Source organism: Corynebacterium urealyticum DSM 7109, from assembly GCF_000069945.1.
GTDB lineage: Bacteria > Actinomycetota > Actinomycetes > Mycobacteriales > Mycobacteriaceae > Corynebacterium > Corynebacterium urealyticum.
In genome coordinates this window covers 1,907,047-1,930,855 of sequence record NC_010545.1, presented here as the reverse complement: position 1 = coordinate 1,930,855, position 23,809 = coordinate 1,907,047, and the positions used below count along the sequence as shown (strand labels likewise).

The window sequence follows — 23,809 nt, the reverse complement described above, 5'->3', positions numbered from 1 at the left end:
AGCTCCGCGGGCAACTGCGCCGCGGGCTCAAGGGATCTAGCTCCGCGGGCAACTGCGCCGCGGGCTCTATCGTCGTAGCTCCGCGAGCTGCTGGAGCGTGTCCCGCACGTTGAAGGGGCTTCCCAGGCTCCGGGTTGCCGCGGTGGTGTCCGCGAGTCGGCCGCCCACGTGGACGCCGACGTCCGGGCGTGGCTGGGTGAGGGAGGCAAGGACGGTTTCGTCTGTGACGTCGTCGCCCAGGAAGAAGACCACGTGCTCCGGCAGCTGGGTGCGCAAGCCTGCCACGTAGCTGCCTTTCGTTGCCGTGGCCACGCTGAGTTCCAGGATGTCGCGGCCCCAGGTGACCTGCACCGGAACCGCCGGGGTGCTGCAGGTGGCCGCGAACTCCGCCAAACGTTGGTTCGCTTGCTGCGCGGCCTCGGGGCTGGCGGCCTGCCGGGTGTGCAGGCCCACCGAGTATGGCTTGTACTCCACCCACATGCCGCGGTCGGTGGCTGCGATCTGCTCGGCGTGCTCGCCCAGTTTCTGCAACACCTCTGCCCGCGCCGATGGGGTGGGGTTCACGGAACCGTCCGCAGTACCAACCGCGGCGCTGCCGACGGCCTCGTTCGCAGCGGCAGCGCTGCCCGAAAGGGAGTCTTCCGCACCGTGGGAGCCGACCAGGCGGATATCGTCTGGGCCCGGACTGTCGAGTACTGGCAGTCCGGTGACCGCGGAGAGTTCGCGTAGCTGGCGACCAGAGATGATGAGCACGGTCACCCCAGGGAGCCCGGCGAGCTCCTGCAGTGCCTCCAGCGCGCCGGGTACCGCTCGCACGTCGGTGGGGGAGTCCGAGAACTCCGCCAGCGTGCCGTCGAAGTCGACCGCGAGCAGTAGCTTCTCCGTTGCTGCGAGGTAGGTGAGATCCTCCGCGCCCAGAGTGTCGGGGCCCAGTGTGTCCGGACCCAGCTTGTCGGGATCCTCCTCCTTGGGGTGCCGTTCGCTGGGATTGTGGGGGCTTGGGGGCGGGGTAGCGGGCATCGGCGAGCTCCTTAAAGTGTTCTCTTCGCGGGGCCCGTGGCAGCCCCTGGGGGTGGGTGCTGCCTAGGCGCGGGCGACCATGCTCAGTGCCTTCGGGGTTTCCCACTCGGCGGCGTCTGGGTGGAACTGCTGCAGCCGCAGCGAGCGCCCACCGTCGCGCGTATAGGTCAGCGTCTGGTTTTCCAGGACGTCGCGAAGGCGCTCGGCATTGCGCTCATCGCTCGGTGCGCACTCGGCTTCGCCGCCGATTTCCTCGACGCTCAGCTGGCCGACCTCAAGCTGGGATTCCTTCTCCCGCCACTGGACGTCGGCCTTGAGATTCAGGCAGCCGCTCGCCCCGGTGAGGGAGTCTTCACCGATGACCAGGAAGAGGCGGCCCTCCTGGGTTTCCGGCAGATCGGCCGGTGTGTCCGGGTCTTGGTAGATGCGGGTGACCTGCCACTGCGTCCATCCCACCGGGGATTCGGCCTCGCCGCAGGCGCTAAGGCCCAGCAGGCCGGTCGTAGCGAGGACGGCGGCACCGGCTCGGGCTGCAGTTCGGCCCCGCTGAGCTCCGCGCAGTTTACTGAGTTCCATCACCGCTCCTCCTTGCCTGGGGACGTCGCGTCCGTGCGCAATTCGGCCAGGAAGCTGTCCGCCCAGTGGTCGACGTCGAACTCGCGGACGTTCTCCCACATCTTCTGCATCCGTTCCCGGCGGTCCGAAGGCTTGGACGTAGCCGCCGTGAGGATCGTCTGCGCAAGCTGCGTCTTATCATAAGGATTGCACATGAAGGCGCTGGTCAGCTGCGTGGCTGCGCCCGTGAACTCCGAGAGCACCAGGGCACCGGTGCCATCCGAGTGGCAGGCCACGTACTCCTTGGCCACCAGGTTCATTCCATCCTTCAGCGCGGTGACCAGCATGATATCTGCCGCCAGATACAGCGCGACCAGCTTCTTGAAGGACTGGTTATCGTGCACATAGCTGACCACCGGTCGGCCCATCGAGCCGTGCTTGCCGTTGATTCGGGAGACGATGCGCTCCACGTCCTTGCGGGTGGCTTGGTAGTCCTCCAGCCGTTCCCGTGAGGGGGTGGCCACCTGCACCATGGAGATGTCCTTGGCCTTGAGCCCGTGCTTCTTCAGCTCACCGGAGTCCAGCAGCTCCTCAAGAGCCAGCAGGCGCTGCACGATGCCCTTCGTATAATCCAGCCGGTCCACCCCGGCCATCAGGACCTTCGGCGAGCCCAGCTGCTGGCTTAAGTGCTGCGCCTTGGCCAGCGTCTCCGGCTGCTGGGCCTGTCGTTCGACGGCGGCGGAGTCCAGGGAGATCGGGAAGACCCCGATGCGGGTGACATGCTCCTGCGCCTGTTCATCCTGCTGATCCTCGCTAGCAGCCTCGGCTGCGGCGGTGCTGGTCGCCGTGGGGCTCGTGGTGCACCAGCCGATGACGGAGTTCTCCTCCGGCAGGCGGGCGCCGCTGACGAACTCGGCATCCGTGGGATCGTCGTAATGAACGTCGAAATCCAGCGCGCGGAGCGTGTGCAGGAAGTTCCGGGCGCTGTCCTGGGTCTGGAAACCGATGAGGTCCGCACCGAGCGTGCCGGCCAGCACCTCGCGGCGCCACGGAAGCTGGCGGAACAGCTCTGGGGCAGGGAAGGGGATGTGGAGGAAGAAACCAATCTTGAGGTCTGGGCGTGCCTCGCGGATCATGCCGGGCACCAGGTGCAGCTGATAGTCCTGCACCCACACCGTCGCGCCGGGCGCGGCTTCCTTGATCGCCTTATCGGCAAAGCGGCGGTTGACGGCGTGGTAGCTCGCCCACCAGGAGCGCTTATAGCGCGGATGCACGATCAGGTCGTGGTACAACGGCCACAACCCCGCATTGGAGAAGCCCTCGTAGAACTCCTCGTAATCCGTGTCGGAGAGATTCACCGGGATCAGGTCGATGCCGGTCTTCTGTCGCGGTGGCATCTCCTTGGCCTTGACCTTCTTGGTCGTTCCCGGCCAGCCGATCCACGCACCGTTGTTCTCCTGCAGAACCGGCTTGAGTGCCGTGACGAGCCCGCCGGGGGAGGCGACCCACTTATCGTCGATCCGGTCGACGGGCAGACGGTTGGCGATAACAAGAAAATCTGAACCACCGTCGGTGGCCATCGTGCCTCCTGAAGCGCTTCCTAGGTGCCGATTATGGCACCAAGTGTACGCGGACTACTGGGCCTTCTTCGTGGCCTTTTTCGTCGCCTTCTTCGCGGCCTTCTTGGTGCTCTTCTTAGCAGCCTTCTTCGTGGCCTTCTTGGTCGCCTTTTTCGCGGCCTTCTTCGTGGATTTCTTGGTCGCCTTTTTCGCGGCCTTCTTTGCCGACTTCTTTGTGGTCTTCCGGCTAGCCTTCTTCGTGGCGGCCTCGTTAGCCTCCAGCTCCTCGACGACCTTGCGGTGGATCAGGCCATCCGGCTCGACGCCGAGCATGCTCATCAGGGTCACGCCGTCCAGGAAATCCTCGGCATAGGTGGCAACGATCCGCTGGGCGGCGAGAGCAGTTTCAACCGGAACGGCGTGCAAAGACTCGGCGCTAGCTGGACGATTGTCTGTGACCTTTGGGGGCACTGGCATCCTCTTTCACGAAAACTCTTGAACTGGCGGTGGCCCTTGACGATGAATCAAAAACTCGTTGCCTGGTAACGGGCCTATTCTACGCTAATCAGTCCTGGCCGTGTTCGGAGCCCGCAGCTGAGCCACCATGGCCGTTGAGGTTTCGCTGGGTCGGCGAATCGACCTGCTCCTGCGGCTGCTGTTGTGCCCGCTTTTCGTTTTCCCGGATCTTCGTGAGCTTGCGGCGTTGCCTCGTGTGTAGCAGGGAGTCGATGCTCCACAGGGATCGGGTGCCCTCCCGCTTGCGGCTCATCCGCGGCACCGAGCGGTCCAACGGGTGCTGGTCCAGGGGGTGTGCCGCATGATTTCCGTGCCGACGCCGCGGCCGGCGCTCGCGCACCGCGATGCGGGGGCGACGCAGGCCGTACTCCCGGTGCAGGATGCGGGGGCGACGCAGGCGGCGGGCCACCCACTCACCGAAGACCACGCCCGCGGCCAGCGTCGTCGCTGTCGCCGCGGCCAATGCCAGGTTCGACATACCGATGACCAGCTTGTCCTGCAAGATCGAGGACATCCCCCGGTACAGCGCCAGGCCGGGCAGGAAGGGGGTAATGCCGGCCGCGGCGGTGATTTGCGGCGGCACCATATACCGGCGGGAGAGCAGACCACCGGTCATGCCCACCAGAATCGCGGCGGCCGCAGCCGGCATCATCGTGGAGCTCTCGGCTAGTGTCTGGACGATATTGTGCGCGATGGAGGCGACCAACGCGGTAGCCGCGGCGACCACCGTCGCGCGTCGCTCCGTGAAGCAGGCCAGGCAGAAGAAGACCGTCGCCGCCGCGCCAGAGAGCACGCGCACTGTCGTTCCGCCCAGTACTCCTGAGGTGGTGGACACGTCCAGGGGGGTCATGTCGATGCCGACCATGTGGACGAATTGCAGGGCCGCGCCGATGCCGGCAATGATCGCGCCTGTGTTTAACACCGTCTCGAAGAAGCGAGCAGAGGCCGTGACCGGTGCCCCCGTCACCGCATCCTGGAGCGCCTGGACCAGCGTTAACCCCGCCAGCTGCGCGACGATACAGGACGCCACCACCAGTGAGGGTGGGAAATACCAGCCGCGTTCCGTCGCGAATTGCGTGACTACTGCGGCCGGCAAGACCGCGATGAAGCCACCCAGGAAGTTCTGGTAGAACTCCGGCAGCGACTTTGATGCCAACCATGCCGTCGAGAACATGATGAACAGGGTCGTGATCGTCGCGACGAAGGCGACGGCGTAGCCACCGCCCAGCAGCAGGGCGATGGAGAAGGCAAATCCACCCCAGGACAGCAAAGCCCAGCGGGTACGGAACGGTAGCGGGCTGCGCTCGATCTTGGCGAGAATCTGCTCTGCAGTATCCAGCGGGGTAGCGCCCGCGATGATGGAACGCACCAGCCGGTCGATCTCCGTGAGGCGGGAGAAATTCGTGCTGAGGGTCTTCACGACCCGGAAGGCGGACACGGGGCTGCGGGACTCGTCGTTGTGGGCGTACACGGTGATGGTGTTCAGCGTGATGTCCACGTGCGTGTAGTGCAGTCCGTAGGCGGCCGCGATCGCTTTGATCTCCGCCTTCGCGTCCGAGTTGCCGGTGCCGGCAGCCAGCAGCTGGTCCCCAATGCGTGCGGCAAGGTTCAGGACGCGGTGGATTTCCTCCGGGTCCGTGAGGTTCACCGGGGCCAGCGGCGTGGGTGGCGGCGCTAACCGAATTCCGTCGATGGTCGCGCGATTGCCAGTAAAGAGCATGTCGCTGGCGTGTCGGGCGAACCGAGCTAGATAATGTGCCACAACAACACCGTACACAAGGCCCCTCCCGCACTGGAGGTGATGGTGGGCCTAAAAATTCGTGGGCTTCTGTGGTGGGCTGCTACTCTTTAAGCGCCCACGCCTCGTATGAGCGATGGGTGTGCCGAAGTGGCGCAATTGGCAGCGCAACGCACTTGTAATGCGTAGGTTGCGAGTTCGAGTCTCGTCTTCGGCTCGGTGAAAGGTGGGTTAAGTAGCAAAAAGTGTGTCTGCTCGGCGTGTCGCCGGGTGGGCCCTTTTTATCTCATGGGCCCTTTCCGGATTCCTATGTTGTGTTGGTATTCGGTTGGGATAGCGTTGTCGTAGAAGGCTGGTCGTCCTGTTTCGTGGTCGGCTTTGTTGTGGTCTTCTGGGACAAGGTCGTTGACTTTGGCGAGTTGATCTTGTCCGTAATTGCACTGCCTGGCGATCTTTAGCGGGTCGTCAGGCAGCTGCGTTTTCGAGTGCAGGTACCACTCGAGCATTTTGCGTTGGCGCTCCCCGGATCTGCCGCGGTGGGCATCGGCGATGCGTTTGAGCTGGGCGTTGATCCCGCCTTCCAGACTGTTTGTTGTTGATGCCCAGCGCTTTGGTTCGAGTGCTTCTGGTGGGGGCTGGAGGAAGGTAAACAGCCATCCTTTCCGTGAGAGGTGCAGCAGGCAGTGGTAGGCCTTGCGGACCCACAGGTGGGTCCATTCCCACTGTTTATTCAGGGTGCGGCGCTCTTTCGGCACGGATGTCTTCTCATTGAGAAAGTCCTTGTAGACCACCCCGAAGTCGTGCATGCGTAGTGTCCATTCGCGTGCTTGGTCGAGTGTGGTGATCTTGGTCAGTTTCAACGCCAGGGCGTAGATGGCTTTGCCGGCGTCGGTGCGTGGACGCGATGTGGTGTAGCGACGGATGACGCGTTGGGCATGGACAAGGCAGCGTTGAATCCGTGTGTTGGGCCAGCAGGCTTTGATGGCGCTGTAGGCGCCTTGTCCGCCGTCGAGGACAACGCATAGTGGTGGGGCGATGTTTTTGAGTAGTTGGGTGTAGGCGTGGGCTGACTCGCGTTTGGCCCAATGCCAGGTGATGACGTGGTCACGGCTGGCTGCCACAAGCAAGCAACCAGCGTCGGTGTAGGTGCCGTCGATGAAGATCTGGTCGTAGACTCGGTTGGGGTCCGGGGTGTGAGGGACATTGATGAGCCAGAATGGTTCGAATTTACGGTCCAGTGTCCAGCGTGAGCAGCCGACTTCCGAGGCGATGCGAGTCAGTGGTGCTGTCGTAGTGACGTAGCGGTGAAATGTTGTGAAGTCGCGGGCAAGTGCTTGATCTTTGCGGTGTCGTGTTGTTGAGCATCCGCAGTCAGGGTTTTTACACCGCCATCTGGTTGTTCCTTTGGTTGTGGTGCCGTTTTTCTTCATTTGCCGAGCGCATATAGGGCATCGGGGTCTGTTTGGAGTCACCCAGAAAGACAACCAAGCCGCTGATATCACATGCAGGAGCCATTCCGGTGGATTGGACAAGAAACGGGCCTGAATAAGGTCTGGAACCTTATTTAAGCCCGTTTTGTACGGTCTGACCAGCAGATAGGCTGAAATTCAGACACACTTTCTGCTACTTAACCCTGAAAGGTTCCGGGAAACCGGGGCCTTTTCTCATTTTTTCTATCCAAGGCGGATTCTAGGGGTCGTTGCAACATTTCCTAGCTTTCAGCTAAACCTAACAGCTCCGCCATCTGAAGCGTCCTGGTTTTCGTTCCGCTTATTTAACGCCCAACGTTTGAGCGCCTGATCGTTGATAGTAGACGTCCTCCATCTCCTGTGGAGTGATATATCCCAGGGATTGATGAAGTCGCTGGTTGTTCCACCAGTGCACCCAGCAAAGGGTCGCAATCTCGACTTCCCCGACCGATGTCCACGGCCGGTGGGGATAAATCAGCTCTGTTGTGTAGAGCCCGTTGACCGTTTCAGCCAACGCGTTGTCATAGGAATCGCCAACGGTGCCGACAGATGGATCGATACCCGCCTGGGCGAGCGCTTCACCGTAACGGATCGACACATATTGCCAGCCGCGGTCACTGTGGTGGACAAGCCCTTCAGCACGGAGATCACCAGCGTGGTACAGGGCGTGCTCAAAGGCCTCCAGCGGAAGTTCATCGGTACGCATGCTCGCCCGAGTCGCCACACCGATGATCTTCCTGGAGTACACATCGGTGATAAACGCGGTGTAGGCAAAACCAGACAAGGTGTGCACATAGGTGATGTCAGCGACCCACAACCGGTGCGGCGCTGACGCGGTGAAGTCACGGTTGACCAGGCCAGGGCGGCCATCCGGCACGTTGACCCGAAGCGTTGTCATCGGAGTGCGGCCACGTCTGCGGCCGTAAATGCCAGCTTGCTTCATCAAACGCGCGGTCTGATCACCACCGATGTTCCAGCCGGCGCGCTGCATAGCCTTCCACATCTTCCGGACCCCGTAGACGCTGAAGTTGTCCTCGTAGACTTTCATCAATTCGGGGATGAGCAGCGCGTCTGACAAACTCCTCGCCGACGGGGCTCGTGTTTTCGCTGCTCGGTAGCCACGAGAGGTGATGAACCCACATTCTGTTTCTTTCAATGTGCGACAGATGGCCTCGACCCCGAAGCGATCGCGATACGCATCGATGTATTCGATCATCTTCTGGTGGGACGGTCGAGTTCCGCTGCGAAAAAAGCTGACGCGGTTTTCAAGATCTCATTAGCCCTGCGTAGCTGCTTAATCTCTTTCCGGAGCCGCTTCAATTCGTCAGCCGGTGACTCGCCGGCGCCAACCTCAGCATCGGACGAGGCCATATTCGGCTTCAACCAGTTGTTGAGCGTGTGCGCTGGAATGTCGAGCTTTTCACCGATCTCTACGGCTGCACCCCATTTCGAGCACCCTTCGAGCTCAACGAGGTCCTCAGCCAAACGCACTGCCTTGGCCTTGAACTCGTCACTGTACTTCCTTGGCATGATTCCAATCCTTCTCTAGAAATGATCGGAACTAAACCCAGGACACTTCAGCATAAGCCGTTTATAGCGATAAACTGCCTGGCCATCAGGCACAAACGGCACACGCCGACCACGTGTTTTAATCACCCCCTTATCAACATCAAGCGCACCACGTAACCCCATCCCACACGCAGCTGCAGCAGAACGACGATCCAACCCACAGGCCCGAAGCTCCAAATACTCCACTCGCCGCGCCGTAGCCACAGCCCGCCGACCCTCCGGAGCAGGACGGGGCCGCACACCAATCGATATCCCCACCCGGTATACCGACGAAGGATTCACACCCAACCGCCGCACAATATCCATTGGCGCGACACTCTGGGAAAACAACGCAACAATCTCATCAACCACCTGTGACGACAACGTCTTATTCCGCAGTGGTAACCCATCACGATGCGCAACCCGATACGCCGTAGCTAACGACCACCCCAGATCCAGCCCAGCCGCACGCACCGACAAACCATCACCCACCACCAACTGGTGGAACCGAATGATCTCCTCAACCGGTGGGTCCCACCGTAACATCGTCATCACCAACACCAACCCTTCAGATCAGTGTTGCAACGACCCCTAGAACTTAAGCAACCCCTTAGAACTTAAGCATCCGGTCATAAAGAAAAAGACCCTGACGCCACTTCCGGGAAGAAGCTGGAGTTGGCAATCAAGGTCGTAACTCTTATGACCGCTTTAGTAGAGCTCATTGCAGTTGTGCTTCACGTAGGTCTTTTAGGCCCAAGGGTCTCAACGAGTGGCCGCTCGCTGGGGTCCTTTTTATTGTGCAGCGATGGTTCAGGGACGAACCATGCTGTCATGTCTTAGGCTAATGTGCGCGGAGGTTTCGCAATACTCCCACACCGAGGCCGTAGCTACCTTTTCTCTACTGCGGGCAGAAATCTGCGTAGTCGTTCGCCCCACCGCTGTGCGCCCGCAAGTCCTGCTATATGGCAGAACATATGTTTAGACATATGTTATAGTGTGTGTTCCGCCATATGCTAAAGTATATGTCCACCCGCATGGACTGCCGTGGTTGGTGGGTGCCTATATTTCGCGGGGAAGGGGGCCTGGCCCCCGGAAAGTAGACACGTCGGGGGTTAGCTATGCTGCTTGGGTCAGTGTAGTTGAATTAAGCGCTTCGAAGTCATCGGGGCTAGAAGGTTGCACCAGGAGTGCCGCCTGCGCGTGTTGTAGCGCATGCACCACCGGAAGATTTCCTGGCGGCAGCTGATTGGACTTTCAAAGAGTTTCCTATCACGCAGTACTTCACGCTTTAAGGTGGCGTTAAAGGATTCTGCAGGGGCGTTATCGACACTCGTTCCCACTGCTCCCATGGATTGGCGCATACCAAGTTGGGCGCAGTGGTCCCTAAATGCCTGTGAAGTATACACACTGCCGTGATCGGAATGGAAAATTGCCCCTTTAAGGCTTCCGCGGACCTTTCTGGCATGAGACAAAGCTTCGATAACTAGCGATACCCGCATGTGATCCGCGAGTGCATGACCGACAAGTTTGTGAGAGTAGACGTCGATGACCGTGGCAAGGTACATGTTCTTGCCACCCTTACACGGCAGGTACGTAATGTCGCTACCATAGACGTGGTTTGGCCTGTCAGCGGTGAGAGTGTCCGATTGTTTGTGTGCGGGGGCTTGGTTTACAAGTAGTCCGCGAATCGGTCGGGGTAAGCCACGGCTAGTTGGTTGATGGCTTGTTTCCACCCGGTGGCTTTCGCTCCTTCAATATAGCCATTGCATTCGATGTCGCGCTTTGCTTTCTTCGCTCGCTGGGCGGCGCGCTTGTCTTCGATGTTGCAGATCATCAGCCACAGCGTTTTCAGCGCCGCGGTGTCGTTCGGGAATTGCCCGCGGTTACGGGTAGCTTTCCGCAGTTCAGCGTTGAGCGATTCGATCGAATTCGTGGTGTAGAGCACCCGGCGGGCCGCTGGCGGGAACTGTAAAAACGGCACGAACCGGTCCCAGGCGTCGCGCCAGACTTTGACCGATTGCGGGTATCTCTGGCCCAGTTCACTGGCTTCGAACGCGTCCAGGGCGTCGCGGGCGGTGTCCTCGTTGGCGGCCGTGTAGACCTCACGTAGCGCACGGGAGACAGATTTGCGGTCCTGATGCGACACCCACCGGTTCGAAGCCCGAATCAGGTGCACAATGCAGGTTTGCACCATGGAATTCGGCCAGGTTGCCTCGACAGCTTCCGGCAAGCCTTTGAGCCCGTCGCAGCACACGATGAACACGTCCTGGACGCCACGGTTGGCCAGATCCGCGCACACCGATGCCCAGAATGCAGCGCCTTCATTATCGGCAATCCACAATCCCAGGATGTGTTTGATGCCGTCCATGTCGACACCAACCGCCATGTAGCAGGCCTTATTGACCACGCGGTGACCGTCACGGATTTTCACGCGTAGCGCGTCGAGGAAGATCACCGGGTAAAACTCGTCGAGCTGGCGGTTTTGCCAGATCATGACCTCGTCTAACACCGCATCGGTAATGGTGCTGATCGTATCTGGGCTCATATCCACCCCGAGCGTGGTCGCGAGGTGATGCTGAATATCGCGCACTGTCATCCCACCGGCGTATAGCGAGACGATCATGTCGTCGAGCTCTGTGAGCCGACGTGCGCCCTTGGGCACCATCTTCGGAGTAAACGTGCCGGCACGATCCCTGGGCACGGTCACTTCCACCGCGCCGTAGCCAGAATTGACGGTCTTGGTGTACGACCCGTTGCGGTGATTGCCGCCGTGCACGGGTTCAACCTGGGCTTTGGACTTGCGGTCGGAGTGGCTATAGCCCAAATGCGCATCCATCTCCGCCTGCAGACCAGCGTTGATTGATGCCTGCAACAAGCCTTTGACCAGCTCGCTGGCATCATCAGCGGAGGTCGACAGCTCGCTGATCAGGCTAGCCAGCTCAGGATTTTCCATCAGCTTCTCGCTGATCTCGTTGACCCTCGCCGGGTCATGGCCTTTCTTCGGTGACACAGTAGTCATTATCGGTGACACTCCTTCTCGATCAGAGCCTCACACACAAACTTCCTGACACCCTCTCAGCGGTGAATTTGCGGCCTACTAAATCTGGCATGACTCGGTGACCAGGCTTACGCCTGGTAGCGACACATCGCCGGCGCTTGGCAAAGCCTTTAAGCCCCATGGATTTCATGATGCGTGCGACCTTCTTGTGATTGATCGGGCCGAAATCCGTATCACCGTTGAGGCTCGCAGCGATGCGTTTAGCACCATAAAGCCCTGCTCATCATCAAAAGTGGTCTTGATTTTTGCACCAATAAGGGCATCGGAACACATCTTTAACCTGCGTTTTTTCGGCGGTGTTGACCCATTGGTAGAACGAGGAGCGATTGAGCTTTAACACGTGGCACATCCGCTTAACCGAGTACTCGGTTCGGTGGTCATAGACAAACTGGAAGCGGATTACCGGCGTGTCTCTTTAAACAAAATATTTCGCGGCCTTGCGCTGGATATCGCGTTCTTCGCGTTTTCTTTTTCTAGCTGGCGGATCTGCTCAGAATCAGTCGTCGCCTGAGCTTTATCACGCATGTTTTTCGAGTGGGCACGTTTGCCGGTGCCGAACAGCTTAAGTCAGGAATAAAGTGAAGAACGATTGATTCCTAGCTCTGCTGCAGCCGGGTGAAGTGAGAGGTCCTCATTGTTTTCGTAGAGGGCCACAGCATCACGTTTGAACTGTTCGGAGTACCTAGGAATAATGGTAGATTACCTTTCTTCCCAACCCAACCGGGCTGGATAGCAGGTGTCTACCTAACGGGGCCAGGTCCGTGCTTGATACCGTCAAGGTCTACACCGATTGCCATGTACGCGGACTTGTTGACTACCCGGCCGCCGTCGCGGACTTTAATGCGCAGCGCATCGAGGAAAATGACCGGGTAGAACTCATCTCACTGGCGGTTTTGCCAGACCATGACCTCATCCAAGACGGCGTCGGTAACCGCAGAAATCGTCTCATGGGAACTATCAACCCGGGTCGCAGTTGCCATATGGTGCTGGAATCCCTAATTGTCATCCCACCGGCATACAAGCTGATGATCATCTCACCCAACGTCAGTCAAACGCCTCGAGCCTTTGCGGGGCCATAGTCGGCAAGAATGTTCCAGCCCGATCTCTCGGCACATCCACAGTAACCGGCCCGTAGTTAGAATCCACGGTTTTTGGATACGACCCGTTGCGGTACTTGTCTGTCCTAGCGGCAGCTTTTCCGCTCCTGTCGCCGGGCTCATAGCCAAGGTGGGCGTCCATCTCAGCATTCAAACCCCTAGTGATCGAGGCTCGTAGCATGCCCCCGAACTAGGTCGTTGGCATCCGTCGTCGATGTGCCAAGGTCATCAATCAGTTTCGCGTTTTCAGGGTTAGCGAGAAGCTTCTTTCCAATCGCATCAATCTTGGCCTTATCAGCCGGATCTTGTCTCGCCACAGTAGTCATTCTGATCCATCTCCTCATGCAGGTTAGGTTCCCACACACAAACCATCAGACACTCTCCCAACAGCGGGCGACGCGGTCTTTCGCATCCTGGTCAAACTTCTTCGGCATGGTCCAATTTTTCTCATCTACTCAGACGGAACAAAACCTGGGACACTTCAAATCCCAATTAGTAACCTAGATTGGGCATGGCCTCGTGAACATCCCTAATCATGGGACATCAAGGTTGGTAGTTTCCGATTACTTCTTGTCTCTATGCGATTCGCTTTCATGAGCAATGTTGTAGGAGCTATGGAACAAGGCGGAGGCTACCAACCCATGTCTCCGCTCGAAATAGCGCGCAATCAACGCGAATATACCCATATGGATTACGCCGGGAATTGACCCAATTCTTAGATGAGTAAGGCCGAACCCTATACTTTCGATGAGTCGTGAGGTATATCCGCCGTCGGTTCTCCAGATAATTTCTTCTGCGGCTGCGACCGTTATAGTTTGTGCAAGCTGTACTTTTGACAGGGAGCGGAAATGGTACTGGGGCACCCGTCGTGCTAACACGAAAACGCTAAGATTATGCAACGCCAAACCAGCGCCAATGGCCATCAAGCTGCAACTCTTGCCCCCTTTCCATAGTAAGGGGCGGCTGTGGCGTCGCAGCGCTTCTTCGCAGAGGGATATTACAGCAATAATTGCTGTTGGGATGTCGTGATACCACCCCGCGGAGGGGCGGAACTGTTTGGGCCATTGTTTCCGAGCTCGAGTTAGAAGTTCAGGTCCTTTGAATGTCCACGCCACATGAACGAACTTGGACAGAAAGGTCATGTCTCAGATCCTAAGAGCACCACGTACAGGCTTGCGTCATCCACGCCGTTATGGTCGGAAAGAATCGAATTCACCTCACTATCGATGAATCCACCGAATACTCGGGATTGAACGTTGATGCTTGTAGCCACTGTGATCAGATTCTGAGCAACGTGACCTGATTCCATCAGGCTGAAACGCAGAGCTCGCTGGGAATATTTAAACCTGCTACGCCAGAAAGTAGCACTGATTATTATGAAGGCCGACGCGTCCTGCGCTACCTCCGGCAACAAGAGGGCCTCGTCGAGCGAGTCGAGGTCAACATTACTTCGAATGTGTGCGAGCCCCTTTCTGTAAGGGTCGAAGTGGTGAAGGTCTCCTGCATCTAGGGTCTCAACGTTGCGAGACACGAGATAAAGATCAAGCGGGTATAAAGCACCACCTGAAGGCACGTTTCTGCGTGTTTGGTGCCCGTTATCGACGGGATAGGCTCCGTAGGAATGATGAAGGATTTGGTGAATCGAGTTCAGCGACAGTTTGCCTCCTCCGAATTGGGGGCATGAACGTCGTGATCGAAGTAATGAGTCCAGACCTCGCGGAAGCGGCTCAGGTTCGCCTAGTTCGGTGAAGGGACGCGAGGTGTAACGTCTTGACGCTCGTCCACTCATCTTCTGAAGTTCTGGCGATTGCAGCAGCAGAGGGATGCCGGGCGTTTCCCAGGCAAGGCCGTCCCTAGTCAGTTTTGACGCTTCAAAGTAGTCCTCGCTGGGGTCGGATACTTCCGGTACGCCAGTGTTGTAGACGATTTCTCGAAGGTTTGCGCTGTGGCTTGCTTCGGCTGCGGATGACAAGAATTTCCTCCTTATGGGAATGGGTGGGGAAGAGGGTTGAAATCTTCAAAACTGAGGTCCTTAGAGCAAGCGCCGAGTTCGCGGGCGCGAGTTCGGAGACGTTGGCTTCCGAGGAACCGGCGGTGGAAACCAACATCCAGCATTTGCAGCTGCGGGCTAAAGACCTTAAAAACCGCACCGCCTGCTTCGCGAACATCTGGGCTCGTGAGGTCTCTAGCGAACACATCGATCCCTTGTGTGTTCAAAGCCGATACTAACGTGGCGATCTCTTCATTTGGGCTGTCACCGGCGAAACTTCCGCCAGCAGATACATCAGTTCGTTCATCTGAAGAGATGAGGAACTTCACTCGGTCGCGTGCTTTCGCGTTTGCATAGAAGCGAATGTGATCGTCGAAATCTCTGATGGAGGCTTTCATGTCACGAAGGTCCGGGTCAAGGGAATTTCCATCCCTCTGTTCCGCTTTAACCCAGTTCCTTGTCTGCAAGCACTCGATCGCTGCATCTTTAGCAGCGGCGAGCAGTGTGGGGCCTGCGGCAGCACCCAGAGCAACGGGTGCGTGATCCGTGTGTGGATTGATAGCTACTGCCAATACAACCGGGATCCTCGAGATGCTAGAGAGATCGACCAGATACACATCAACACCTGAGGGTTTAATGTAGCGGCGCATGAACTTGGAAAGCTCAGGTTGCGACTCAATGTCGATGAGTGGCATTGTGAGCCGTGAATGCCAGACGATCATGAACGCATCCCGTTCAATCAGCTCATAAAGACCGCCAAGAATAGCTTCCGCAGGCGTAGAATGGAAAGCTAACCCGCTACTGGTTGCGTAACCCACAGCTGATTGTTCATGATGCGGGTCCGTCGGATATAGATACAGCATCTGAGAAGGCACCCATACCGTTTTTCCGGTGGAAAGGTCCTGCATAGCAGACCAGTTTAGCTCCCTATCGTGCGTTAATGGATGATATTCGAAACTCGTGTCCTCGAACTGGCGGGCATGAAAGGGACTCCACACGTCTGGGTGTACGCCAGGCGTTGAGTCCTTGCTCAGGGTTGAGTAGCTAGTCCGTCGAAGATTTTCCCACGGGACCCATGCGCCACTGTAGCGTTCAACGCATTCACCGATGGCAGCTAGGTATGTGCCTGTCTCTGAGATCGCACCACCGCCATTGAATTTATTGCTCGTCGAGCCTATTAGATATTCTCCGTTGGCCGTTTCCGAACCAATGGCATAGCAGTATGAGTCATCAATGTCATGTACTTTATCGAACACACGACTAACGATGCCCACTCGATCGGAAACTAGTAGGCGGGCTCGTTTCATTCCATCTTCTAAGCTTGACCAGCGATTCCCAGACGTCAGTTCAGTGTAGGCTGGTCGCGAAAATTCTGCTGATGCGGCCATTTCACTCCTCATGAAACCAAATTTGTGGATAACCTGTTCCGGAAGCAGCTGAACATTGAGGACATCGAGGAACACGCAGCACGCGGTGATTGGCTAATTCAAACCCTTCTAGCCCGTATTTCACATCGACAAACCCACCGACCGGTGCCTGGCCTTGGGCTCCGTCGAGAGCTATGTGGGTGAGCATTGCGTCGGTGAGCATCGAAATCATCATTGATGTCATCGCGGGCTGGCTGTCGAAACGATCATGCCTTGGTATGGCTGACTGGCCTTTTCGTTGGATGTCAGCAAGTACCGGTTCTCGTTCGACACTGCCTTCTCGCAGTCGGAGGCATTTGTAGCAGGCGGACTGATTGGGGTAGAACCAAGGGCCAACCCTGAACCTGCCGTTGCGGGTTGGTGTCAGTGGCGTCCAAACGCGAATATCAGAGTCCAGCGCAATTTTGTTCGCTTCGTCGAGCAGTGGGTCGTGTTCATCTGCGGCAACGACTACCATCAGGTCGGCTGAGCTGTGTTTCGGTAATTGTTGTACGACTGTCGGTTCAGCGATGGGGTAGTCTCTCATTGCTGCTGTCAAAGTACTCACTGTGGAGGAGCTATGCGGGTCCACGATGAGGATTTCGGCTGTTTCTAAACGGTGGGCAATGTCTTCAAGAGGAACGAGTCGTCCACTTCTGTTAGCTAATGAAACTATTGTATCCGGCCAAGGGGTGCGTTCAGATGGAATAAGAACTTCAGTTTCTGAAAGAATTTCAAATGCTGCTTGAAGTCGTTCAATGTCTCTAGGCTCATACTCGTCATTATTTTCTGGAATGGTGAGCTCCTCGGTGGTTGAGAGTACTTCAGAGATGAAAGGCCATAGAGCCTCATCGGAGAGACAATATGTGTTTGACGCGGCTTCTATAACGATCTGGTTGCCGTCGCGCGATACCCGCAGGTCTGGGTTAACTTGGTACCTCTGAGTTTCAGTCATCTTTCCTCACTGCTTCTTTCTGCTTACGTACGTTCGGAAGTCTTCCAATGCTTCCTCTCCGTTAGGGTTATTGATTGCGACCTCTGACACGGCGAGTTGCTGAGCGGATATGATACGGTTGCTGAGCTCTGCGCCCATCCCAGCAGTAACCATGACGTCGTATAGGTCCGCTGGTTTAACCTTCTCAGACCTAATGTTCTCGCCGAACTCGGAGCTCAAGATCTTGGTGATGGAATATACAGGCACCGTCGAGGGCGTAACAGTAGGTTGAAATTTAGCTCCGGCAGCCGTTGCGTTAACAGCCGCTTGCACCATTTCAGTTCTCTGTTTACGACTGATCAGGCTTATGAATTGTGCTGGTTCTACAAGACAAAACACTTTGAATTCGATGGCCTTGTTGATGTCTTCCTCCCAGTCTTCTGCTGAACGGGGGAGGGTAAGAACTCTAGTTTCCCCAAACTGGCGCAATCTAGACTCGATTGTGTCGAGCCAGGCAAGGTAATCTGCAGCACGGTCGGAAATGTCTTTGTTAATAACCTCTGGGCGAATCAACAATCGTTTTGCTGCATTCGCAGTAGTCTCGAGTTGTTCAACCAGTCCCTCACGGTTCAAGGTGACAGCATCAACTACAACTGGTGGATCGACAATGCCACACTTATCCAGTATTTGAGCGAGATGACTGCGAGCCCCAAGATACGTAGTTGCCACGTTCATGCCTCCTGGTAGTTTATGAAAAATAGGTTGCCGTAGTCTGAGGCGGTGTCCATTGTGGGGACGATCGTCTCTCGCTTATCGGTAAATGTTGAAATCTCGGCACCTGGTAGTGCCTTTCGACAAAGGACTTCGAGATCCTCAGGTGTAAGCGAAGCGTTGTGCTGGTCGATGAGAAATTGGTTGAGCTCGTTACTTGCGGCGTATTCAATACGTGATCCTGTCCTCAGAAGGTCAATGATGAGTATTCGACCACCAAGGCTGAGTCTTTTACGTAAATCAACACACCGGCGAATGGGATCGTCCCAAAGCGCGAGATTCAACGAAGACACAATAATGTCAGCGTGGGAAACTGAAGGTGGAATGTTTTCGACACCAGCACGTATAAACTTCATCTTCGCGGATAACGCATTATTGCCAGTATGTATGCCTGAATTATCTGGGTCGACTCCGATGTATTCTTCAAAGTCTTCCAGTTGACTGGCAAGCAAACCTTCGCCACAACCAACATCGATAATGCGAGGGGGAGTATTCACCCCAAGCTCGTGTATTTGCTGGGCAACAAAACTGGAATATCGGGGCTCCACGTCCGCGTCATGGTTCCGAGCAACAGGAACACGTTCAGGATCGTGGTACCATCGGCGAGCTCTGCGTTTGACCTCGTCAGCTACCAGCTGTGTCGGTTCCAAGTTAGTTGAGGAGGTCACTCTATTCATCCGCAGGTTGTCGAGGAGAGGATTCTTCTGACGTAGATGCATTCTGAAGTTTAGCCATTTTCATGCTTTTACCGCGTTTCTTCTTTTTCTCTCGATGCGGGCCAATAAACCACCACAACACCACGATAAATATGGCGACGATTACCCAATAGATCAACCAGAATGCACCTTGCAAACTCGTGATGGCGATACCAATGGTGAGCAGGACAACACTGATCAGCGAGGCCCAGCAGGCTCGTTTCCATGTTGTCATTGCTGATTCCGCAGTGTGGTTATCTGGACCGTTGGTGTTGTTCTCGTGTGTGCCGAATCGGCGAGCAAATCGCACGTCCAATGCGCGGATGATTGTCGGCCCTAGTGCGATTGAATACCCGATATATAAAGCAGAAAGACCGTGAATAAAATTCGAAGATTTGCCTGAGCTTAAGTCGATATAAGTTAAAGCCAGTAGCGCGAGATCAACGATCGGAGTGGCAATGAGTAGTGCTGCACCGATGCGCGGGGCCTTCAATGCATATCGTGTCAACAGTCCGGCCAATAGCAGAATCCAGAATAAAACCTCGGCCACAACGATCGCGATGAGTATCAATCTACGCGCCTCCAGAAGTTGGGTTCTTCATGCCGAAATCCTAAGGGAAGCCGCTGGGCACTTGCCATCACTGAGAGGAACAAATGCCCAGCGGCTTCTTTGGTTGGTTAACCGCCGCAGCAGCAGCAGCACGGGATTGTGGTGCAGGAGCAACGAGCAGCGGTAGGCTCGAATGCCTGAACTTCGGAAACAATCTTTGAAGAATCAGTTGAAACTGCGGGAGGCAGCTTGTTGATTAGTGTGGACACGCGCTTCTCGCTTTCGCGTATCAACTACATGGACTTTCCATGTAAGTGTGCGTCATGGCACATATTGAGGATAAACATACTTCGGAATCAACTTCAAGACTTTTTGGTCGCCTATCAAAAATTTTTTGATCGGCAGTGCGAGAGACGTACTCGTGGGGGCCCTAGGTTTGCAGCGCTCGCCGCCCCGATGGTGGCTCCACAGGCCGCGCCCGCCCTGCTGCTGGGAAAGTACCCGAGCCTCTCCCACGAGCAGCGGGCCGAGATCCTCCGCCAGACCGCCGGCCCGGCCGGCTACCCGCTGGATAAGCAGGGCCCGGAGGGCTCCTGGCAGCGACGCAACCTGCCTAAGGCTCTCACCGCCAAGGTCACCATCGCCGACAATGTTTCCGTGGAGGTAGCTGGATAATGGCAACGCTTACCCGCCGCCGCGTCTTGCAGGGCATGGCCGCCACCGGTGGGGCAGCCGCCGCTGGCAGCTTGCTGCCCGTCGTTGATGCAGCCCCCGCCCGCACCGTGCTGGGCGCAGAGAACTGGGACCCCGAGGTCTTCGCCCACTCCGTCGCCTCCGGGGATCCGACCGCCAGTGCCGTCATCATCTGGACTCGCGTGACCCCAACGAAGGACGCGCAGCCCGGCTCGGGGAAGGGGCCGGACGTCCCCGTGACGTGGGAGGTCGCCACCGACCCGGAATTTCAGGACGTCGCCGCGTCCGGGACGGTCACCGCCAGCGCCGAGTTCGACCACACCGTCAAGGTCGACGCCACCGGCCTCGGATCGGGCACCACATACTTTTATCGCTTCACGGCCGACCTGGGGCAGCGCAAGGCCACCTCCCGGGTGGGGCGCACCCGCACCGCCCCGGGCTCCGGCGACGAAGTCAGCGCGATCCGCTTCGGCGTGTGCAGCTGTGCGAACTACGAGGCCGGATTCTTCCGCAGCTACCGGGACATGGCTGAGCGCGATGACCTGGAATTCGTCCTGCACCTTGGCGACTACACCTATGAGTACGAGACGGGCGGCTATAAGGGGATGTATGGCGAGACTGTCCGCAAGGTTGAGCCTGCACATCAAACAAAAACTCTGACGGACTTCCGAATTCGTCAAGCGGTACACCACCGTGATTCAGACCTTGCAGATTTGCATGCCGCCAAGCCAATGATCTGCATGTGGGATGATCACGAGTTCGCTGATAACAATTGGCGTGAGGGCGCTACCGGAACGAGTTTTAAGAAGGGCGATGACTATTCCGCCCTGAAGCAGGCTGCCTCCCGCGCGTACTTTGAGTGGATGCCGGTGCGGGTGCGCCCCGAGGCACGAGCCCAGCACCTCTACCGCACCCTGCAGTACGGCCCGTTGATGGAGATCATCATCCCGGACCTGCGCTCCTACCGCGATGCGCAGCTGATCCAGTCCGGTGACCACCTGCTGGACTCTGACCCGGACTTCATCCGCGCCGCCGGCCGGGAGGGGCGCACCATGATGGGGCGCAGCCAGTTCGAGTGGTTCAGCAATGCCATCAAGTCCTCTACCGCGAAGTGGCAGGTTATTGCGAATGCTGTGATGTTTGCACCCATGACCCTGCCGGAGAGCCTGGACCCGAAGCTGCACACCTGGCTCGTGGAGAAGATCGGCCTGCCGGAGCAGGGAATCCCGCTGAATCCCGACCAGTGGGACGGTTACATGGCGGAACGGCAGAAGATCATTGACATGATCGCCGGGCTGCCGGATAAGAACGTGGTCTTCCTGACCGGGGACATCCACACCTCTTGGGCCAGCGACATTCCAAGGGACGTATTTGGCTACCGCACAGGCCAGAACACGAAGGCGGTCGCCACCGAGTTCGTAACCCCGTCTGTCACTGCGAATAGCGCATTCGATTCTTTGGCGGTCAGCCGCGCCTTCGACGCTGCCACCCGTCAGCTGCTCTATACGGGGGAGAACCTGCTCTCCGGGCTCAACCGGTGGTTCAAGTGGATCAACTTAACCCACCACGGCTACATGGCTGTCGAGGTCGGGCAGGAGGCCACGCAGTGCGACTGGCACTTCGTGGACCACGTGCTGGCCAAGGACACCCCATTCCGCCTGGGAAATAGCTTCCGGGCCGAGGTGGGCTCCCCGGGTGCCCGCAGCGTTGCCGCGGGGCTGAGTCGCGCCCAGCGGGTTTACTGACCAGACTGGGGCGGGGCAGCCGGGGGGCTGCTAGAAGCGGTAGACCATGACGTAGCACTCCTCGTGGGGTGCCACGCCGTGGTCGACGAACCCGAACTTGGAGTACATGCGGCGGGCACGGTCATTGCCGTAGTCCACCGCCAGGCTGACGGAGTGGTAACCCCTCGCACGGGCGTGGTCCAGGGTTGCCCCCAGTAGCCTGCGGCCGAGCCCAAGGCCGGTCATGGTCGGGCGGAGGGCGATGGCCAGCTCAGGGATGTCATCGGAGATATAGCCCGCGCCGGGCTCGGATTCAGTGAAGTTACGCAGCCATGCCGCGCCCGCGGGTGCGCCTTCGTACTCGGCGATGATTCCGCCCTGATCCGCGGTCCACATGTCTACGTAGCGGACCAGGTCATCCTGGAAGTGCTCGGAGACGTCTTTTCCAGGGTCACCCCAGGTGTCGGTTTCCCGGAACATTTCCGTGATGAATCCGCGGTCGCCCTCGCTCGCGACACGAAAAGTGACCGCATCCGTGGCCGGGCGCTCGGCTGCTGACTCTGCCTGAATATCCTCGCTCATGCCCTCAAATATAGAACACCGGCGCCGAACCGCGGGATCCGGGATCCGCGCTCGGCGCCGGTGCGCTCACATATTTAAGGAGCTTTCAGCAGGTCGGGGATTAGTAGATGTAGACCTTGTCGCCCGGCTGCAGGTAGTTGAAGAAAGTCTGGGCAGACTTGCCGTCCATGCGCACGCAGCCGGCGGACTGCACGTTGGTCGTGCCCTGGTGGAAGGCGTGGCCGTTGTTCGTGAAGTACACGGCGTACGGCATCGGTGCATTGCCGAACTCGTAGCTGATCTCGTCCTTGACCTTGCGGGTCACGGTGAACATGCCGCGTGGGGTCTCCTGGCCTGGGCGGCCGGTAGAGACGACGACTGGGCCGTAGGAGCGATTGCCGCCCTTCTGCAGCCAGGCGCGCTGGCCCTTGATATCAACGCATGCGTGCGCGGACGCTGGGCACGGGTTGGACGCTGGGCGTGCCTGCTTCTTCGGGGCCTGCTTCTTTGGTGCTGGCTTCGGGGCCGGCTTCGGTGCGCGGGCGGCCTCGCGCTGCTGCAGGGCACCCGGTGCGATGGCGTTGACGACGTTATCGATGCCCTGGGTCACCGGGGTACGGAACTGCGGCGGCAGGTTCTGGGCCTGTGCCACCAGCGCGTCGCGGGTGTTCAGCAGGGCGGTGACGCCATTGGCCTGGGCCTGGCGCAGTTGGGCGTCGAAGTTAGCCTGCAGCTGGGAGATCTGCGGCGGCAGGGAGGAGGACGCCACGGAGGAGCCGAGCTGCGGGGCAGCGCTGGCCTCGGAGGCGGTGGCGACGGATGCCCCAACGCCGAGGGCGGATGCGCCGAGCGCGAGGGCAGCAGCGCCCGCGAACTGCTTCTTGGAGGTGTTGGACACCTTGCGGTGCTTGCCGATATAACGAGTCATGCGCTTCAGAATAAACCCATTTGTATGTGAGAGAAAGCTGAACGCGCCGGTTGAGTCTCCTGTTAATGCTGCGTTTAACGGGCAACGTCTAACCGGTAACGCTGTCCGCGGCGAGACGGTGATCGAATCAGTCCCTGGGGCACCGACACAAACTCTCAACGTTCGGTGGCTCCCGCGCTGCTTCTACCGGGAATATTCTCCACCGGTGAAGCGCTAAAATATGTACAGCAAGCATTCAGCAAGCTCCCAGTCTCGGTGGAAGCAGATCGGTGAAAATAGAGCCATGACTACCCCAAACACGCAGCCCGTTAAGGTCCTCGTCGTCGACGATGAGGACAACATCTCCGACCTGATCAAGGTCAGCCTGAAGTTCCAGGGCTTCGACGTGGAGACTGCCGACAACGGGCAGACCGCGCTGGAGATCGCGGAAACCTACCGCCCCGACGCCTTCATCCTGGACGTCATGATGCCGGGCATGGACGGCTTCACTTTGCTCAACAAGCTCCGCGAAGCCGGCCACGACGCCCCGGCCCTGTTCCTCACCGCGAAGGACGGTGTGGAGGACCGCATCCACGGGCTGACCATCGGCGCGGACGATTACGTCACCAAGCCCTTCTCCCTGGAAGAGGTCATCACCCGACTGCGTGTGATCCTGCGCCGCGTGGCCAAGGATGACTCCGAGGAATCCAGCCTCATCACCTACGAGGACATCACCTTGGACGACGACATGCACGAGGTCACCAAGGCCGGGGAGGTCGTGGACCTGTCCCCGACGGAGTTCCAGCTGCTGCGCTACCTGATGGTCAACGCAGAGGTCGTGCTTTCCAAGTCCAAGATCCTCGACCACGTGTGGAATTACGACTTTGGCGGGGATGGCAACGTCGTCGAGTCCTACGTCTCCTACCTGCGCCGGAAGATCGACACGAAGGAGCCCCGCTTGATCCACACCGTCCGCGGCGTGGGTTACGTGCTGCGTAAGCCACGCTCCTAGGTCCCC

At 58.1% G+C, this 23,809-nt stretch carries 22 protein-coding genes, 1 tRNA gene and 3 pseudogenes; 4 read left to right on the top strand and 22 right to left on the bottom strand.

What is annotated here, in order from left to right:
- Positions 1-66: 66 nt before the first annotated feature.
- The 5 genes from otsB to thrE all read right to left on the bottom strand — a co-directional run bounded on the left by otsB (position 67) and on the right by thrE (position 5,427).
- On the bottom strand, positions 67-1,020 hold the full coding sequence (otsB, locus tag CU_RS08330; protein WP_012360896.1) for a trehalose-phosphatase: 954 nt from the start codon (positions 1,018-1,020) through the stop codon (positions 67-69).
- A gap of 63 nt (positions 1,021-1,083) precedes the next feature.
- Positions 1,084-1,596 (bottom strand): hypothetical protein, encoded by a 513-nt coding sequence (locus CU_RS08325; protein ID WP_012360895.1) that lies wholly within the window; start codon positions 1,594-1,596, stop codon positions 1,084-1,086.
- The gene (locus CU_RS08320; RefSeq protein ID WP_012360894.1) at positions 1,596-3,155 is read right to left on the bottom strand and encodes an alpha,alpha-trehalose-phosphate synthase (UDP-forming); all 1,560 of its coding nucleotides are present in this window, start codon (positions 3,153-3,155) and stop codon (positions 1,596-1,598) included. Before CU_RS08320 ends, CU_RS08325 begins: the two co-directional genes overlap by 1 nt.
- Before the next feature lie 54 nt (positions 3,156-3,209).
- Positions 3,210-3,605, bottom strand: a complete 396-nt coding sequence (locus CU_RS08315; protein ID WP_173362365.1) for a hypothetical protein — start codon at positions 3,603-3,605, stop codon at positions 3,210-3,212.
- A 94-nt stretch (positions 3,606-3,699) separates the two neighbouring features.
- Positions 3,700-5,427 (bottom strand): threonine/serine exporter ThrE, encoded by a 1,728-nt coding sequence (thrE, locus tag CU_RS08310; RefSeq protein WP_012360892.1) that lies wholly within the window; start codon positions 5,425-5,427, stop codon positions 3,700-3,702.
- Positions 5,428-5,532: 105 nt separating this feature from the next.
- On the opposite strand from thrE, the gene CU_RS08305 reads away from it, so the two are divergent.
- A tRNA-Thr gene (locus CU_RS08305) sits at positions 5,533-5,605 on the top strand.
- Positions 5,606-5,669: 64 nt separating this feature from the next.
- Here CU_RS08305 and CU_RS08300 read toward each other — a convergent pair.
- The 15 genes and pseudogenes from CU_RS08300 to CU_RS11150 all read right to left on the bottom strand — a co-directional run bounded on the left by CU_RS08300 (position 5,670) and on the right by CU_RS11150 (position 19,175).
- Positions 5,670-6,860: an IS1249 family transposase gene (locus CU_RS08300; RefSeq protein WP_041628620.1), complete on the bottom strand. Its 1,191-nt coding sequence runs from the start codon at positions 6,858-6,860 to the stop codon at positions 5,670-5,672.
- A gap of 298 nt (positions 6,861-7,158) precedes the next feature.
- Positions 7,159-8,387 (bottom strand): IS3 family transposase gene (locus CU_RS08295; protein WP_095075329.1). Its coding sequence is split into 2 segments (ribosomal slippage): positions 7,159-8,111 and positions 8,111-8,387, totalling 1,230 coding nucleotides; the frame shifts between segments, so codons are not numbered across the junction.
- Positions 8,388-8,438: 51 nt separating this feature from the next.
- Positions 8,439-8,969: pseudogene (locus tag CU_RS11175) on the bottom strand (IS30 family transposase); the annotation flags it as partial.
- A gap of 552 nt (positions 8,970-9,521) precedes the next feature.
- Positions 9,522-10,039, bottom strand: a pseudogene (locus tag CU_RS10495) (IS3 family transposase); the annotation flags it as partial.
- 35 nt (positions 10,040-10,074) lie between these two features.
- The gene (locus tag CU_RS08285) at positions 10,075-11,424 is read right to left on the bottom strand and encodes an IS256 family transposase (protein ID WP_012360886.1); all 1,350 of its coding nucleotides are present in this window, start codon (positions 11,422-11,424) and stop codon (positions 10,075-10,077) included.
- A 22-nt stretch (positions 11,425-11,446) separates the two neighbouring features.
- Complete coding sequence (locus CU_RS11155; protein ID WP_407919460.1) at positions 11,447-11,620, bottom strand: hypothetical protein; 174 nt, start codon at positions 11,618-11,620, stop codon at positions 11,447-11,449.
- 604 nt (positions 11,621-12,224) lie between these two features.
- Positions 12,225-12,886 (bottom strand): annotated as a pseudogene (locus tag CU_RS10475) (transposase); the annotation flags it as partial.
- Between the two features lie 237 nt (positions 12,887-13,123).
- On the bottom strand, positions 13,124-13,702 hold the full coding sequence (locus tag CU_RS10470) for a CPBP family intramembrane glutamic endopeptidase (RefSeq protein ID WP_012360882.1): 579 nt from the start codon (positions 13,700-13,702) through the stop codon (positions 13,124-13,126).
- Complete coding sequence (locus CU_RS08270; RefSeq protein ID WP_012360881.1) at positions 13,699-14,532, bottom strand: SagB/ThcOx family dehydrogenase; 834 nt, start codon at positions 14,530-14,532, stop codon at positions 13,699-13,701. The genes CU_RS10470 and CU_RS08270 overlap by 4 nt, the downstream gene beginning before the upstream one ends.
- Before the next feature lie 11 nt (positions 14,533-14,543).
- Positions 14,544-15,938: a YcaO-like family protein gene (locus CU_RS10465; RefSeq protein WP_012360880.1), complete on the bottom strand. Its 1,395-nt coding sequence runs from the start codon at positions 15,936-15,938 to the stop codon at positions 14,544-14,546.
- 1 nt (position 15,939) lies between these two features.
- Entirely contained in the window at positions 15,940-16,911 is a 972-nt protein-coding gene (locus CU_RS10460; protein ID WP_012360879.1) for a TOMM precursor leader peptide-binding protein, read from the bottom strand.
- A gap of 6 nt (positions 16,912-16,917) precedes the next feature.
- A complete protein-coding gene (locus CU_RS08255; protein ID WP_231837649.1) occupies positions 16,918-17,625 on the bottom strand; it encodes a hypothetical protein in 708 nt (235 codons plus the stop codon).
- Positions 17,622-18,338 carry a class I SAM-dependent methyltransferase gene (locus tag CU_RS10455; RefSeq protein WP_268908752.1) on the bottom strand — a complete coding sequence of 239 codons (717 nt, stop codon included), beginning with the start codon at positions 18,336-18,338 and terminating at the stop codon, positions 17,622-17,624. The genes CU_RS08255 and CU_RS10455 overlap by 4 nt, the downstream gene beginning before the upstream one ends.
- A complete protein-coding gene (locus tag CU_RS10450; RefSeq protein ID WP_012360876.1) occupies positions 18,331-18,927 on the bottom strand; it encodes a hypothetical protein in 597 nt (198 codons plus the stop codon). The genes CU_RS10455 and CU_RS10450 overlap by 8 nt, the downstream gene beginning before the upstream one ends.
- A gap of 107 nt (positions 18,928-19,034) precedes the next feature.
- On the bottom strand, positions 19,035-19,175 hold the full coding sequence (locus CU_RS11150) for a plantazolicin family TOMM peptide (protein ID WP_157727790.1): 141 nt from the start codon (positions 19,173-19,175) through the stop codon (positions 19,035-19,037).
- A gap of 187 nt (positions 19,176-19,362) precedes the next feature.
- Here CU_RS11150 and CU_RS10975 point away from each other — a divergent pair, with 187 nt between their 5' ends.
- Together CU_RS10975 and CU_RS08245 are read left to right on the top strand one after the other, a co-directional pair.
- On the top strand, positions 19,363-19,581 hold the full coding sequence (locus CU_RS10975; RefSeq protein ID WP_231837647.1) for a hypothetical protein: 219 nt from the start codon (positions 19,363-19,365) through the stop codon (positions 19,579-19,581).
- Complete coding sequence (locus tag CU_RS08245; RefSeq protein WP_012360874.1) at positions 19,581-21,344, top strand: alkaline phosphatase D family protein; 1,764 nt, start codon at positions 19,581-19,583, stop codon at positions 21,342-21,344. The genes CU_RS10975 and CU_RS08245 overlap by 1 nt, the downstream gene beginning before the upstream one ends.
- Positions 21,345-21,374: 30 nt before the next feature.
- On the opposite strand, the gene CU_RS08240 is transcribed toward CU_RS08245, so the two are convergent.
- A complete protein-coding gene (locus tag CU_RS08240; protein WP_012360873.1) occupies positions 21,375-21,905 on the bottom strand; it encodes a GNAT family N-acetyltransferase in 531 nt (176 codons plus the stop codon).
- A 100-nt stretch (positions 21,906-22,005) separates the two neighbouring features.
- Positions 22,006-22,812 carry a L,D-transpeptidase gene (locus tag CU_RS08235; RefSeq protein ID WP_012360872.1) on the bottom strand — a complete coding sequence of 269 codons (807 nt, stop codon included), beginning with the start codon at positions 22,810-22,812 and terminating at the stop codon, positions 22,006-22,008.
- Between the two features lie 283 nt (positions 22,813-23,095).
- Here CU_RS08235 and CU_RS08230 point away from each other — a divergent pair, with 283 nt between their 5' ends.
- The gene (locus CU_RS08230; protein WP_070759720.1) at positions 23,096-23,803 is read left to right on the top strand and encodes a response regulator transcription factor; all 708 of its coding nucleotides are present in this window, start codon (positions 23,096-23,098) and stop codon (positions 23,801-23,803) included.
- Positions 23,804-23,809: the final 6 nt, after the last annotated feature.

Bases quoted from the DNA above. Each gene is read 5' to 3' on its own strand.
- otsB (WP_012360896.1), bottom strand. From the start codon at position 1,020: ATGCCCGCTACCCCGCCCCCAAGCCCCCACAATCCCAGCGAACGGCAC.
- CU_RS08325 (WP_012360895.1), bottom strand. From the start codon at position 1,596: ATGGAACTCAGTAAACTGCGCGGAGCTCAGCGGGGCCGAACTGCAGCC.
- CU_RS08320 (WP_012360894.1), bottom strand. From the start codon at position 3,155: ATGGCCACCGACGGTGGTTCAGATTTTCTTGTTATCGCCAACCGTCTG.
- CU_RS08285 (WP_012360886.1), bottom strand. From the start codon at position 11,424: ATGACTACTGTGTCACCGAAGAAAGGCCATGACCCGGCGAGGGTCAAC.
- CU_RS10470 (WP_012360882.1), bottom strand. From the start codon at position 13,702: ATGACCTTTCTGTCCAAGTTCGTTCATGTGGCGTGGACATTCAAAGGA.
- CU_RS10465 (WP_012360880.1), bottom strand. From the start codon at position 15,938: ATGGCCGCATCAGCAGAATTTTCGCGACCAGCCTACACTGAACTGACG.
- CU_RS10460 (WP_012360879.1), bottom strand. From the start codon at position 16,911: ATGACTGAAACTCAGAGGTACCAAGTTAACCCAGACCTGCGGGTATCG.
- CU_RS08255 (WP_231837649.1), bottom strand. From the start codon at position 17,625: ATGAACGTGGCAACTACGTATCTTGGGGCTCGCAGTCATCTCGCTCAA.
- CU_RS10455 (WP_268908752.1), bottom strand. From the start codon at position 18,338: ATGAATAGAGTGACCTCCTCAACTAACTTGGAACCGACACAGCTGGTA.
- CU_RS10975 (WP_231837647.1), top strand. From the start codon at position 19,363: ATGGTGGCTCCACAGGCCGCGCCCGCCCTGCTGCTGGGAAAGTACCCG.
- CU_RS08245 (WP_012360874.1), top strand. From the start codon at position 19,581: ATGGCAACGCTTACCCGCCGCCGCGTCTTGCAGGGCATGGCCGCCACC.
- CU_RS08240 (WP_012360873.1), bottom strand. From the start codon at position 21,905: ATGAGCGAGGATATTCAGGCAGAGTCAGCAGCCGAGCGCCCGGCCACG.
- CU_RS08235 (WP_012360872.1), bottom strand. From the start codon at position 22,812: ATGACTCGTTATATCGGCAAGCACCGCAAGGTGTCCAACACCTCCAAG.
- CU_RS08230 (WP_070759720.1), top strand. From the start codon at position 23,096: ATGACTACCCCAAACACGCAGCCCGTTAAGGTCCTCGTCGTCGACGAT.